Source organism: Pseudomonas sp. 2995-1, from assembly GCF_002742505.1.
GTDB lineage: Bacteria > Pseudomonadota > Gammaproteobacteria > Pseudomonadales > Pseudomonadaceae > Aquipseudomonas > Aquipseudomonas sivasensis.
This window is the reverse complement of the sequence record NZ_LJSA01000356.1, coordinates 97359-111562: the sequence shown is the minus strand read 5'-3', so window position 1 is coordinate 111562 and position 14204 is coordinate 97359. Positions and strand designations below refer to the sequence as shown.

12 protein-coding genes are annotated in these 14204 nt (G+C 60.7%); 9 read left to right on the top strand and 3 right to left on the bottom strand.

Annotation, left to right across the window (positions count from 1 at the left end; translation table 11 throughout):
* Positions 1-7: 7 nt before the first annotated feature.
* Positions 8-844 carry a taurine dioxygenase gene (gene tauD, locus AOA61_RS16105; protein WP_099602132.1) on the top strand — a complete coding sequence of 279 codons (837 nt, stop codon included), beginning with the start codon at positions 8-10 and terminating at the stop codon, positions 842-844.
* Positions 845-909: 65 nt separating this feature from the next.
* On the opposite strand, the gene mgrA is transcribed toward tauD, so the two are convergent.
* The 3 genes from mgrA to epsC all read right to left on the bottom strand — a co-directional run bounded on the left by mgrA (position 910) and on the right by epsC (position 5426).
* Positions 910-1947: an L-glyceraldehyde 3-phosphate reductase gene (mgrA, locus tag AOA61_RS16100; protein WP_032884927.1), complete on the bottom strand. Its 1038-nt coding sequence runs from the start codon at positions 1945-1947 to the stop codon at positions 910-912.
* 187 nt (positions 1948-2134) lie between these two features.
* Positions 2135-4096 carry a choline transporter BetT gene (gene betT, locus AOA61_RS16095; RefSeq protein WP_163033287.1) on the bottom strand — a complete coding sequence of 654 codons (1962 nt, stop codon included), beginning with the start codon at positions 4094-4096 and terminating at the stop codon, positions 2135-2137.
* A gap of 403 nt (positions 4097-4499) precedes the next feature.
* A complete protein-coding gene (gene epsC / locus AOA61_RS16090; RefSeq protein WP_095186296.1) occupies positions 4500-5426 on the bottom strand; it encodes a serine O-acetyltransferase EpsC in 927 nt (308 codons plus the stop codon).
* A 166-nt stretch (positions 5427-5592) separates the two neighbouring features.
* On the opposite strand from epsC, the gene AOA61_RS16085 reads away from it, so the two are divergent.
* The 8 genes from AOA61_RS16085 to AOA61_RS16050 all read left to right on the top strand — a co-directional run bounded on the left by AOA61_RS16085 (position 5593) and on the right by AOA61_RS16050 (position 14181).
* Positions 5593-6588 (top strand): D-cysteine desulfhydrase, encoded by a 996-nt coding sequence (locus tag AOA61_RS16085; RefSeq protein ID WP_032884924.1) that lies wholly within the window; start codon positions 5593-5595, stop codon positions 6586-6588.
* A 278-nt stretch (positions 6589-6866) separates the two neighbouring features.
* Entirely contained in the window at positions 6867-7661 is a 795-nt protein-coding gene (gene tcyJ / locus AOA61_RS16080; RefSeq protein ID WP_032884923.1) for a cystine ABC transporter substrate-binding protein, read from the top strand.
* On the top strand, positions 7661-8326 hold the full coding sequence (gene tcyL / locus AOA61_RS16075) for a cystine ABC transporter permease (protein ID WP_032884921.1): 666 nt from the start codon (positions 7661-7663) through the stop codon (positions 8324-8326). The genes tcyJ and tcyL overlap by 1 nt, the downstream gene beginning before the upstream one ends.
* Positions 8327-8329: 3 nt before the next feature.
* Positions 8330-9076 carry an L-cystine ABC transporter ATP-binding protein TcyN gene (gene tcyN, locus AOA61_RS16070; protein WP_032884920.1) on the top strand — a complete coding sequence of 249 codons (747 nt, stop codon included), beginning with the start codon at positions 8330-8332 and terminating at the stop codon, positions 9074-9076.
* A gap of 327 nt (positions 9077-9403) precedes the next feature.
* On the top strand, positions 9404-10180 hold the full coding sequence (locus tag AOA61_RS16065; RefSeq protein ID WP_099602131.1) for a hypothetical protein: 777 nt from the start codon (positions 9404-9406) through the stop codon (positions 10178-10180).
* A 187-nt stretch (positions 10181-10367) separates the two neighbouring features.
* Positions 10368-11609, top strand: coding sequence for an SfnB family sulfur acquisition oxidoreductase (locus tag AOA61_RS16060; RefSeq protein ID WP_099602130.1), 1242 nt, complete (start codon positions 10368-10370; stop codon positions 11607-11609).
* 26 nt (positions 11610-11635) lie between these two features.
* Complete coding sequence (locus tag AOA61_RS16055) at positions 11636-12829, top strand: SfnB family sulfur acquisition oxidoreductase (protein ID WP_099602129.1); 1194 nt, start codon at positions 11636-11638, stop codon at positions 12827-12829.
* Positions 12829-14181, top strand: coding sequence for an LLM class flavin-dependent oxidoreductase (locus tag AOA61_RS16050; RefSeq protein WP_099602128.1), 1353 nt, complete (start codon positions 12829-12831; stop codon positions 14179-14181). The genes AOA61_RS16055 and AOA61_RS16050 overlap by 1 nt, the downstream gene beginning before the upstream one ends.
* Positions 14182-14204: the final 23 nt, after the last annotated feature.

The window sequence follows — 14204 nt, the reverse complement described above, 5'->3', positions numbered from 1 at the left end:
GAACCGCATGAGCAGCCTGACCGTTACCCCATTGAGCACTGCCTTGGGCGCACAGATCAGTGGCGTCGATATTACCCAGCCGCTGAGCGCCGAACACCGCGATGCCATCGAGCAGGCGTTACTCCGCCACTCGGTGCTGTTCTTCCGTGACCAGCCGATCACCCCGCAGCAACAAGCGCGGTTCGCCGCGAATTTTGGCGACCTGCATATTCATCCGATCTACCCCAACGTGCCGGAACAGCCCGAAGTGCTGATCCTCGACACCGCCGTCACCGACGTACGCGACAACGCCGTGTGGCACACCGACGTGACCTTCCTGCCCACCCCGGCGCTCGGCGCGGTACTTAGCGCCAAGCTGTTGCCGGCGTTTGGTGGCGACACGTTGTGGGCCAGTGGTATTGCGGCGTATGAGGCGTTGTCCGAGCCGCTTAAGGCGTTGCTCAACGGCCTCACCGCCACCCACGATTTCACTAAGTCTTTTCCGCTGGAGCGCTTCGGCAACACCGCCGAAGACCTGTTGCGCTGGGAAGAAACCCGTAGGAAGAACCCGCCGCTGTCGCACCCGGTGGTGCGTACTCACCCGGTGAGTGGACGCAAGTCGCTGTTTGTCAGCGACGGGTTCACGACCAGGATCAATGAACTGGAACCGGCGGAAAGCGAGGCGATTCTTAAGCTGTTATTCGCCCACGCGACGCGCCCCGAATTCACTATCCGCTGGCGCTGGCAGGAAAACGACGTGGCGTTCTGGGACAACCGCGTGACCCAGCACTACGCGGTGGATGACTACCGGCCGCAGCGGCGGGTGATGCATCGGGCAACGATTCTTGGGGACGTGCCGTTCTAAACCACACTGCACATCAAATGTAGGAGGGGGCTTGCCCCCTCCCACATTGACCGAGTCATACCAAATTATTCAGCGGTCGATGGCTTTTCCCACAGGTTAATCCCGCCTTCCTGCGCAAACCGATCAATCTCCGCCAGTTCTTCCGCAGTGAAGCTCAAGTTCTTCAACGCTCCGACGTTCTCGATAATCTGCTCCGGCCGGCTCGCGCCGATCAGCGCACTGGTGACCCGTGGATCACGCAACGTCCACGCCAGTGCCAGTTGCGCCAGGCTCTGACCACGGCGCTGGGCGATTTCGTTCAGCGCACGCACATGGGCGATGTTGGCGTCGGACAAGTGCTTGGCCTGCAACGAACCACCGCCCGGGCGATTGACCCGTGCATCAGCCGGCACGCCGTTGAGGTACTTGTCGGTCAACAAACCCTGAGCCAGTGGCGTAAAAGCGATCACACCGGCGCCGAGTTCCTCGGTGGTATCGAGCAGGTCTTTTTCCACCCAGCGGTTGAGCAGGTTGTAGGCCGGCTGGTGGATCAGCAGCGGTACCTTCCACTCCTTGAGCAGCGCAGCGATTTCGCGAGTCTTCACGCCGGAATACGACGAAATGCCGATGTACAACGCCTTGCCTTGTTGCACGGCGGTGGCGAGGGCGCTGGCGGTTTCTTCAAGCGGGGTGTCGGCGTCAAAGCGGTGGGAATAGAAAATATCCACATAGTCGACGCCCAAGCGCTGCAGGCTTTGGTCCAGGCTGGCCAGCACGTATTTGCGCGAACCGCCGCCCTGGCCGTAAGGGCCGGGCCACATGTCCCAACCGGCCTTGCTGGAGATAATCAATTCGTCGCGGTACTGCTTGAAGTCTTCACGCAGCAAACGACCGAAATTGATCTCGGCACTGCCGTAGGGCGGGCCGTAGTTATTAGCCAGGTCGAAGTGGTTGATACCCAGGTCGAACGCCGTGCGCAACAGGGCGCGCTGGGTGTCGATCGGGGTGCTGTCGCCAAAGTTGTGCCACAGCCCCAGGGACAGTGCAGGCAGCACCAATCCACTGCGGCCTACGCGGCGATACGGAATAGATTCATAGCGGTTTTCGGCAGCAATGTACGTCATCGAATCCTCTCTGGGTCTAGGGCAAATAAGGCCTGGGAATAAGGTTATTCCCAGGCCTTTTAACCAGCTGAATCGCTTAAGTCTGCCCTTTCGTTGTACAGCAAAGTCCTACGCCAGAGGAACGATAAGACTCATAAAAAACTGCAATTTCACGCAAGCCCAACGTCACCGCTGGCCTGCGCAAAACCTAGCGCACCAGGTGCAGGAACTGCAGGTGCCGCTCGTACTGGTCGAGGATGTCGTTGATGATCTGCTCCTTGGTGTAGCCCACCAGGTCGTAGTCCTGGCTGCCCTCGCTCAAGTGCACTTCCGCCCGGTAATAGCGACGGTTGTTGATCTCTTTGGAGCCCATGCCGCCACGGGCAAACGACGGCGTGAAGTAGCCGCGCATCTGCACCTGGTAGATGAACGGATGCTCCTCGCCATGGCCGATTTCCAGGCTCACGCTGTCGTTGGATGGATCCGGTTGGGTGACCACCGAAAGTCCCTTCTCGACAAACACCGCCGTCACTTCTTCAATCGCCGGGCGCACCGTCGATTCAAGGAAGCGGTACACCTCATCGCGCGATGGGAAATGCACCGCTTGGCTCAAGCGCTGGCGCCAGCCGCCCTTGCCTTTACGCGAAGCCGAGATCGGCGCCAAGGAATGCAACTGGGCGATCTGCTTTTGCGACTCCAGATAGAAAGCCTTGTGCAGACCCCACATCATCAGCAACAGAATCAGCGAGAACGGCAGCGAGGTCAGCACCACCGCCGATTTCAGCGAGTCGATACTGCCAGCAAACAGCAACGCACTGGTGACCAGCGCGGTCATCGCACCCCAGAACACCCGCAGCCATTTCGGCCCGTCTTCATCGGCGTTGCCGCCTTTGGACGACAGCGTCGACAAAACTACCGTGCCCGAGTCCGCCGAGGTGACGAAGAACACGAAGCTGATAAACACGGTCACCGCGATAACGGTTTTGCTCCACGGATAGGTTTCCAGCAGCAGGTAGAGGCTCATCGACGGGTCATCGATGGCCGACTGACCGAGCGCGGTCATGCCGTGGTTGAGCACTTGGTCGATGGCGCTGTTGCCGAAGATCGACATCCACGCCAGGGTAAAGCCCAGCGGGATCAGCAGCACGCCGAACACGAATTCGCGGATGGTGCGGCCACGGGAAATCCGCGCGATAAACAGGCCCACGAACGGTGACCATGCGATCCACCAGGCCCAGTAGAACACCGTCCAACCGCCCAGCCAGTCGCTCGGCTTGTCGTAGGCGTAAACGTCGAAACTCTTGGTCGGCAGCGCGCCGAGGTAGTCACCGATGTTCTGGATCAAGGTGTTGAGCAAGTGCTGGGTAGGCCCGGCAAACAACACAAACAGCAGCAGCGCGCAGGCCAGCAGCATGTTGATGTCGGACATCACTCGCACGCCCTTATCGACGCCGGCCACTGCAACAAGGATCGCCGCGCCCATCATCAGGGTGATCAAACCGACCTGAATCCACTGGGTGTGGGCAATGCCAAACAAGTAGTCGAGGCCGGAGTTGAGGTGCAGCACGCCGAAGCCCATGTCGGCGCCAAGACCAAACACCGTGGCAATGATGCCGAAGCCATCCACCGCGTAGCCGATAGGGCCGTTGATGCGCTTACCGATCAGCGGGTACAGCGCCGAACGCAGCGCCAGCGGCAGGTTATGCCGGTAGGCAAAATACGCCAGCGCCATGCCGACAAAGGCAAACACACCCCAACCGTGCAGGCCCCAGTGCAGAAACAGAATCTGCATGGCTTGGCGCGCGGCATCGGCGTTCATCGGCGCGCCTTGGGGCGGCTGCACCAAGTGCGTCAGCGGCTCGGAGACGCAGAAGAAGAACAGCGTGATGCTGATCCCTGCGGCGAACAGCATGCCGGCCCAGGACAGGTAACTGAATTCGGGCTCGTCGTGGTCGGCACCGAGTTTTATCTTGCCGTAGCCCGATAGCGCGGTGACCACCACGAAGACCAGATACAGGGTCATCGCCAGCATGTAGTACCAGCCGACCGTATTGGCCGCCCAGTTTTGCGCTGCCAGCAACCAGGCACCGGCCTGTTGCGGGATAGCGATGACAGTGATGCCGAACAGCAGGATGAAGGTCGCGGCGAAGTAGAAAACCGGCGCATTCATGCGCACTTGGCCGCTGGCTGGGGTGGACGATGCACTCATGAGCGATGCACCCCGAGGTTGGAGCATGTGGCTGTAAATAACGGACTCAGCAAAGGTAAGCCTCCTGTTGTGAGCGGGCAGCGAACCACCGGGTTTAACTTGAACGAACATTCAAGTTAAACATGGATAGGCGGTTTTGGACTAATCGCAGGGCTGAGTGGTCGGTTATTCCTACACTAGCTCAAGGATTGGTATGACGGGTGGGGGAGGCAAATCGTTCAGCGATTGCGGGGTAAATCTGGAATGAGGCTAACAATGTGGGAGGGGGCTTGCTCCCGATGGCAGCGTGTCAGTCAATGAATGTACCAACTGACACTGCGCCGTCGGGAGCAAGCCCCCTCCCACAGGGGATCTGCGTAGGGTTTTACTTCTGCGCCCCGTCATCATGCTGCAGATTCGCCTGAGTAATGTTCGCCTCAGCCGGCACACTGCGCGTCAGCCACACATTGCCGCCAATGGTCGAGCCCTTGCCGATGGTGATCCGTCCGAGGATCGTCGCCCCGGCGTAGATCACCACATCATCCTCGACGATCGGGTGACGCGGATGGCCTTTCTGCAACTGCCCGTCTTCATCTGCCGGGAAGCGCTTGGCGCCCAACGTCACGGCCTGGTAGATGCGCACCCGCTCGCCGATGATCGCGGTTTCACCAATGACCACACCGGTCCCATGGTCGATAAAGAAGCTCGGGCCGATCTGCGCGCCGGGGTGGATGTCGATGCCGGTGGCCGAGTGGGCGATTTCCGCAATGATCCGCGCCAGCAGCGGCAAGCCGGCGCGGTACAAGTGGTGGGCCAGACGGTGGTGAATCACCGCCAGGATCCCCGGATAGCACAGCAACACTTCATCCACACTGCGCGCGGCCGGGTCGCCGTGGTAAGCGGCGAGTACGTCGGTGTCCAGCAGGCTGCGCAGAGACGGCAAGGCCAGGGCAAAACCCTGGATCAGGCGGATGGCGTGGGCATCGATCTGGCTGTCATCCTGCCCGCCCTGTCGCGCGGCATAACGCAGCTCAAGACGCGCCTGAGCGAGCAACGCATTGAGCGCGACGTCGAGGGTATGACCGACGTAAAAATCTTCACTTTCTTCACGCAAATCCGCCGGCCCCAAGCGCATCGGGAACAGCGCGCCGCACAGCGCTTCGAGGATTTGTGCAACGGCTTCTCGGGACGGCAATTCGCGTCCGCCATGCTCGCCGCTCAAGCGGCCATTGCGCGTTCGCCACTGGTCCCGGGCGCCGCGCAACTGGCTGACAATGGTCTGCAATTGCCAATGACTGGAACGCTCACTCACAGTATTTACTCCTGACGTAATGGCCATCACTTTACGATATGCACCCTGGCCGCCATTAAGAACCAATGGTGTGATGCTAAGAACCATCGGGCATAAGCGATTGACGGTTGCCCGATGAAAAGTGCCTGCCTATAGTCGCTTCATCCCTTAGCCACCGTGCGTAGCCATGATCAAGCAACAGCTCGACCGTTTTAACCGCCTGGACCTGCTCGGCGGCGCCACCGCCCTGGAAAAACTCGAACGGTTGTCGACCTGGTTGGGACGGGACATCTACGTCAAGCGCGACGACACCACGCCACTGGCGATGGGCGGCAACAAACTGCGCAAACTCGAATATCTGGCCGCCGACGCCATCGCTCAGGGGGCCGACACCCTGGTGACCGCCGGTGCCATCCAGTCCAACCACGTACGCCAGACTGCCGCCCTTGCCGCCAAGCTCGGTCTAGGCTGCGTGGCCCTGCTGGAAAACCCCACCGGTACCGAAGACCCCAACTACCTGGGCAACGGCAATCGCCTGCTGCTGGAGTTGTTCGACGCCAAGGTGGAATTGGTGGAAAACCTCGATAACGTCGACGACCAACTCAACGCCCTCGCCGATCGCCTGCGCAGCAACGGCAAGAAGCCGTACCTGGTGCCCATCGGCGGCTCCAATGCCCTCGGCGCCTTAGGTTATGTGCGCGCCGGGCTGGAACTGGCCGCGCAGATCGAAGACAGCGGCATCGAATTCGCCGCCGTGGTACTGGCGTCCGGCAGTGCGGGCACCCACAGCGGCCTGGCCTTGGCGTTGAGTGAAGTACTGCCGAACTTACCGGTAGTCGGCGTCACCGTATCGCGCACCGACGAAGCCCAGCGCCCCAAAGTACAGGGCCTGGCCGAACGCACTGCCGAGTTGCTCGGCGTGGATATCCCCGAAGCCTTCAAGGTGATCCTGTGGGACGAATACTTCGGCCCGCGTTATGGCGAACCGAACGCCGGGACCCTTTCGGCGGTCAAGCTATTGGCGAGCCAGGAAGGCCTGCTGCTGGACCCGGTCTACACTGGCAAGGCCATGGCCGGCTTGCTGGACGGTATCGGGCGCCAGCGCTTTGAAGATGGCCCGATTATTTTCCTGCATACCGGTGGGGCACCGGCGTTGTTTGCCTATGACTCGGTTTTCAACTGAATAAACGCGGGCTAAATGTGGAAAGGGGCCTGCCCCCGATAGCGGAGTGTCAGCCAGCTCATCTGTTACTGATACACCGCTATCGGGGGCAAGCCCCTTACCACATTAGACTCAACGCATATTCATAAAAAGAATATCAATTGAGTTTTATATTATTTTCAAGTCTTAAAACCGGGCTTTATCATCGCGCCGAAGGCGAAGACGCGCTTCGCGCTTTAAGGCAGGATACGACTACCGCGTCACCTGCTTCGCTCAACATAAAAACACAGGGGCTCTTCATGACTATTTCCGTATTCCGTCGCACGTTGCTGGTCGGTACTTTGGGTTTGGCTCTCGGTGCCAGCCTGCTGGGCCAGGCCGTTGCCGGCGAGCAACTGGGCAACATCAAAAAGGCCGGCGAGATCAAAATCGGCCTGGAAGGCACCTATCCGCCGTTCAGCTTCGTCGATGAAAGCGGCAAGCTCAGCGGTTTCGAAGTCGAGCTGTCCGAAGCGCTGGCCAAGGAGCTGGGCGTCAAGGTCAAGCTGCAGGCCACGCCATGGGATGGGATCCTCGCCGCCCTGGAATCCAAGCGCCTGGACGCAGTGGTCAACCAAGTGACCATCTCTGAAGAGCGCAAGAAGAAGTACGATTTCTCCACGCCTTACACCGTTTCCGGTATCCAGGCGCTGGTGCTGAAGAAGAACGTTGACACCATCAAGACCGCCGACGACCTGGCCGGCAAAAAAGTTGGTGTGGGCCTGGGCACCAACTACGAGCAATGGCTCAAGGACAACCAACCCAAAGCCATCATCAAGACCTATAACGATGATCCGACCAAGTTCCAGGACCTGCGCATCGGCCGTATCGACGCGATTCTGATCGACCGCCTGGCCGCCCTGGAATACGCCAAGAAAGCCCCGGACACCGCCGCTGCAGGCGATGCCTTCTCCCGCCAGGAAGCCGGTATCGCGCTGCGCAAAGGCGAGCCTGAACTGCTGGAAGCGGTGAACAAGGCCCTCGACAAGCTGCGCGCCGATGGCACCTTGAAGAAGCTGTCCGAGAAGTACTTCAACGCTGACGTCACTCAATAATGGAAGCAGGTTTCCAACTCGCGCTGGACTCCGCGCCCTTTCTGCTCAAGGGCGCGTATTACACGGTGATTCTCAGCCTTGGCGGCATGTTCTTCGGCTTGCTGCTGGGCTTCGGCCTGGCCTTGATGCGTCTGTCGCGCTTCAAGCTGCTGAGCTGGACTGCCCGTGTCTATGTGTCGTTCTTTCGCGGCACGCCCTTGCTGGTACAGCTGTTTTTGATCTACTACGGCTTGCCGCAAGTGGGCATCGAGCTGGATCCGATCCCGGCAGCCATGATCGGCTTTTCGCTGAACATGGCCGCCTACGCGTGTGAAATCCTGCGGGCCGCCATCGCGTCTATCGAGCGTGGCCAGTGGGAGGCCGCTGCCAGTATCGGCATGACCCGCGCGCAGACCCTGCGCCGGGCCATCCTGCCGCAGGCGATGCGCACCGCGCTGCCGCCGCTGGGCAACAGCTTTATTTCGCTGGTCAAGGACACGGCGCTGGCCGCCACCATTCAGGTGCCGGAGCTGTTTCGCCAAGCGCAACTGGTGTCGGCGCGTACCTTCGAAATTTTCACCATGTATCTGTCCGCCGCTCTGATCTACTGGGTACTGGCGAGCATCCTGGCGCATTTTCAAAATCGTCTGGAAGACCGGGTCAACCGGCATGACCTGGAGTCTTGAAGCATGATCGTGGTTGAAAAACTGACCAAACAATTCAACGGTCAGGTGGTGCTCAACGGCATCGACCTTGAGGTCAAGGAAGGCGAAGTTGTCGCCATCATCGGCCCCAGCGGTTCCGGCAAGACCACCTTCCTGCGCTGCCTGAATTTCCTCGAAGAACCCACCAGCGGCCGCATCAAGGTGGGCGACATCCAGATCGACGGCAGCAAACCGCTCAACCAGCAACAGAACCTGGTGCGGCGCCTGCGCCAACACGTGGGTTTTGTGTTCCAGAACTTCAACTTGTTCCCACATCGCACTGCGCTGGAAAACGTCATCGAAGGCCCCACCGTGGTCAAGAAGATGCCGCGCGAAGACGCTATTGCCCTGGGGCGCAAGCTCCTGGCCAGGGTCGGCCTGGCGGGCAAGGAAGACGCCTACCCACGGCGTCTGTCCGGTGGTCAGCAACAGCGCGTGGCGATTGCCCGTGCATTGGCCATGGAGCCGGAGGTGATTCTGTTCGACGAACCCACCTCGGCCCTCGATCCGGAACTGGTGGGTGAAGTGCTGGCGACCATCCGCAGCCTGGCTGAGGAGAATCGCACCATGGTCATCGTCACCCACGAAATGAGCTTTGCCCGAGACGTTGCCAACCGGGTGATCTTTTTCGACAAGGGCGTGATCGTGGAACAGGGCGAAGCCAAGGCGTTGTTTGCCAACCCCAAGGAAGAACGCACGCGGCAGTTTTTGAGCAAATTCCTCGCGCATTAACTGCACCCTACGATTGAGCATTTGTGGCGAGGGAGCTTGTTCCCTCGCCACCATTAGTATTCCTACAAGAAGTCCTCGCCCACAGCTGTAAAACACGCTCGCTATTGCGCCTTAAAATCCCCCGTCCAGTCAGACCCGTCTGAATATCACCGAACCCGCCGTTAAGCCTTTTGCCGCCATTGACGCCCCTTGGCCAACCCTCTTATCTAAGGCCCAGAGGATTGGATCCTATCCCGGCTATTCACTGAATCGTTCCTTTCAGCCCCGCTGCGCACCTGCGCCTAAGGGTCGGAACGATTGCTGCTGGCTGCATCAAGGAGATTACTTATGACGTGCACTGCAACCCCGGCCCTGCTCACCGCCCCGACGTTGCCACAGGCCCTTCGAAACGGCATCAATGCCCTGGCAGCCGCACAGCTGCTGGTCGATATCGCACCCTACCCTGGCATGGATGACGGCGATCTGATCGAGCTGTTCTGGAACAACTGTTTTGCGGCCTCACGGCGGGTGACTGCCTGCGAAGTCGGCATGCCTACCCGACTGCGTGTTCCGGAAAGTTTTGTGCAGGAGGGTGTCGCTCAGGTTCATTACCAAATCATGCAGGTCGGCCGCGCCCCGGCACGTTCGGCCATGACGCACCTGCGTGTGAAAACCAACTCCCCCGGAGGCCTGCCCTGCGCCCTCTACAGCGGTGAAAACCAGAACCTTGCCCCGGTGGGTCTGCCGGACACCATTCGCCGCTACGGCGTGAATGCCAGCCAGGTGCGGCGGGGGATTCCGCTGACCATCGAGCCCTACCTGAACATGACCACCGGCGATGCCATCACCCTGCGTTGGGGCGACGCACGCATGGACCTGCCGAAGATACAGGCCAAGGCCGTCGGCCAGGCGGTGCAGGTTTGGGTGCCGCCGACGTTGATAGTCGAGGCCGGCGACGACAGCCGGTTGGAGGTGACTTACTGCATTCTGGACCGGGTCGGCAACAATTCGCGCTGGGCGCCAGCCCGGACGCTACGTATTGCCGCCAGCGCGATCACCCGTCCGGCCGGCACCGCGCCGGTCTATCAGCGACGCCCTCTGGGCTCACCCTGTGAACCCGGTTGATCGCCCTTCTATGCATATTCCCAAAAGTTAGTTTATTTAAATATTTAACAAGCTTAGGGTATATGCACCGGACCACCGGACATCTTTGATTTTTCTGTTTTCATTTCATTGAATGCGAGGTCGGTATGGTCAGAATTACCCCGGTGCACAACGCCAGGGCATTACGTGCAGCCAAGGAGCGGCGCTGATGTCTAACTTGGCTCTAACACCCCCCCAACGTGATCTGGACGTAGCACCGCTGCTGTTGCCGGCCGCCGTGCTGCGCAACGACGCCGAGGCGCTGAACGCCGCCCATGAGCTGGCCGAGGCCGCGCGCCTGCAAGCCGCCACGCGCGATCAGCAACGCAAGCTGCCATGGGCACAGATCGAGCAGTTCACCCGCAGCGGGCTGGGCAGTATTTCCATTCCCCGCGAGTACGGCGGCCCGCAAGTGTCATTCGTGACGCTGGCCGACGTGTTCGCAATCATCAGCGCGGCAGACCCGGCCCTCGGGCAGATCCCGCAGAACCATTTCGGCATCCTGCACCTGTTGCAGGGCGCTGCCACCGAACGCCAGAAAAAACAGTTGTTCCAGAGCGTGCTCGACGGCTGGCGCATCGGCAATGGCGGCCCGGAACGCGGCACCAAAAACACCCTGGAGCTCAAGGCGCGCATCACTGCCCAAGGCGACGGCTACGTGATCAGCGGCCAGAAGTTCTACTCCACCGGTGCGCTGTTTGCCCACTGGGTAGCGATCAAGGCGCTGAACGATGACGGCAAGCAGGTCATGGCGTTCGTGCGCCGTGGCACCGAAGGGCTGCGCATCGTCGATGACTGGTCAGGCTTCGGCCAACGCACCACCGCCAGCGGTACGGTGCTGCTCGACCAGGTGCCGGTCGACGCCGACCTGGTGGTCGACAACTGGCGCATCGGCGAAAGCCCGAACATCCAGGGCGCCGTCTCGCAATTGATCCAGGCCGCGATCGACGCCGGCATCGCCCGTGGTGCTCTGGATGACACCATCAGCTTTGTTCGCGAGCGCTCACGGCCCTGGATCGACGCCAAGGTCGAACGCGCCAGCGATGACCTGTACGTGATCGCCGATATCGGCAAGCTGAAAATCGAGCTGCACGCCGCCGAAGCGCTCTTGCGCAAGGCCGGCCAAGTGCTGGATCAGGTCAGTGCCGCGCCGATTACCGCGCAGTCCGCTGCACGCGCCTCAATCGCCGTGGCCGAGGCCAAAGTGTTGACCACTGAAGTGTCGTTGCTGGTCAGCGAGAAGCTCTTTGAACTGGCCGGCAGTCGCGCCACCCTCGCTGAGTTCAACCTCGACCGGCATTGGCGCAACGCGCGCGTACACACGCTGCACGACCCCGTGCGCTGGAAGTACCACGCGGTGGGCACCTATCGCTTGAACGGCACCCTGCCTGCTCGCCACTCCTGGATTTAACCGACCAGACCTCTGGAGAAATACGCATGACCCTTTCTCATCACGTCGCGGTTATCACCAGCGATGAACAAGCCCTTGTTGTCGCCAGCGACCTGGCCGAAGACTTCCGCCGCGACAGCGCCCAGCGCGACCGCGAACGCCGCCTGCCGCTGCCCGAGTTGGACGTGTTTTCCCGCTCCGGCCTGTGGGGCATCAGCGTGCCGAAGGCATACGGCGGTGCGGGCGTGTCCAACGTCACCCTGGCGAAGGTCATCGCATTGATCGCCCAGGCCGACGCCTCCCTGGGCCAGATTCCGCAAAACCATTTCTATGCCTTGGAAGTGCTGCGCGTGAACGGCAGCCCGGCGCAGCAACAACGCCTGTACGCCGAAGTACTCGCCGGCCAGCGCTTCGGCAATGCCCTTGCAGAACTGGGCACCAAGACCGCTCACGATCGCGTCACGAGCATCACCCGCGACGGCGACGGCTTTCGCATCACGGGCCGCAAGTTCTACTCAACCGGTGCGATCTACGCGCAACGCATCCCGACCTCCGTGGTGGATGAACACGGCGTTCAGCAGTTGGCGTTTGTACCGCGCGACAGCGAAGGCCTGAGCGTGATTGACGACTGGAGCGGCTTTGGCCAGCGCACCACCGGCAGCGGCTCGGTGGTGTTCGATAACGTGTGGGTCGCTGCCCACGACGTGATCCCTTTCCAAAGCGCCTTTGAACGCCCGACTACCGTCGGCCCGCTCGCGCAGATTCTTCATGCTGCCATCGACACCGGCATCGCCCGCGCCGCCTTTGAGGATGCGCTGCACTTTGTGCGCACCAAGACTCGCCCATGGATCGATTCCGGCAACGACAAGGCCACTGAAGACCCGTTGACCCTGAAGAGCTTCGGCCACTTGAGCATCCGTCTGCACGCCGCAGAGGCATTGCTGGAACGCTCAGGTGAATTCCTCGACCGCGCCCAGGCCGACAGCAATGCCGACACCGTTGCGGCTGCCTCGATTGCCGTGGCCGAAGTACGCGCCTTGAGCACCGAAATCTCCCTGGCCGCCGGCAGCACCTTATTCGAACTCGCCGGCAGCCAGGCGACCCTGGCCGAGCACGGCCTCGACCGCCACTGGCGCAACGCACGGGTGCACACCCTGCACGACCCGGTGCGCTGGAAGTACCACGCGGTAGGCAATTACTACCTCAATGCTGAAAACCCGCCACTGCGGGGGACCATTTGATGGCGAAGAAAAAGATCCTGCTCAATGCCTTCAACATGAACTGCATCGGGCACATCAACCACGGTCTGTGGACCCACCCACGGGATACGTCCACCCAGTACAAGACCATCGAGTACTGGACTGAGTTGGCGCAAACCCTGGAGCGTGGGCTGTTCGATGGCTTGTTTATCGCCGATATCGTCGGCGTGTACGACGTCTATCAAAACTCCATCGACGTGCCGCTCAAGGAGTCGATCCAACTGCCGGTCAACGACCCGTTGCTGCTGGTCTCGGCCATGGCTGCGGTCACCAGGAATCTAGGCTTCGGCCTGACCGCCAACCTCACGTATGAGCCGCCGTATCTGTTCGCCCGACGCATGTCCACGCTTGATCACCTGAGCCGTGGCCGGGTGGGCTGGAACATCGTCACCGGCTACCTCGACAGCGCCGCCAAAGCCATGGGCCTTAGCGAGCAGGTCGAGCATGACCGGCGCTACGACCAGGCCGATGAGTACCTGGAAGTGCTCTACAAACTCTGGGAAGGCAGTTGGGAAGACGACGCGGTGCTCAACGATCCGCAAGCGCGGGTCTACGCGCAGCCGGGCAAGGTGCACAAGGTCGAGCACCATGGCGAGTTTTATCAGGTGGAGGGTTATCACCTATGTGAACCGTCGCCGCAACGTACGCCGGTGCTGTTCCAGGCCGGCAGCTCGGACCGTGGCTTGCTGTTCGCCGGGCGCCATGCCGAGTGCGTGTTTATCAGCGGGCAGAACAAAGCGTCGACCAAGGTCCAGGTGGACAAGGTGCGCGCCAGTGCAGTCGAGGCCGGGCGGAATCCGGATGACATCAAGGTGTTCATGGGCCTCAACGTAATCGTCGGCGCCACCGAAGAACAGGCCTGGGCCAAGCATGCCGAGTACCTGAGCTATGCCAGCGCGGAGGCCGGCGTGGCCCACTTCTCGGCGTCCACCGCGATTGATTTTTCCCAGTACGAAATCGACGAACCGATCCAGTACGTGAAGAGCAACGCAATCCAGTCGGCCACCAAGAACCTGCAAAACAACGACTGGACCCGGCGCAAATTACTGGAGCAGCACGCCCTCGGCGGACGCTATATCACCTTGGTCGGCTCGCCCGAACAAGTCGCTGACGAGCTGGAATCGTGGATCAGCGAAACCGGGTTGGATGGCTTCAACCTGACGCGGATTGTGACGCCGGAAAGCTATGTGGACTTTATCGACCTGGTCGTGCCGGTGCTGCAGAAGCGTGGGTCGTACAAGACCGAATATGAGAACGGCACGCTACGTGAAAAAGTCTTCCACGGCAGTGCTCGCCTACCTGAACAACACACCGGCTCGACCTACCGCCACTGAACAAAAATGTGGGAGGGGGCTTG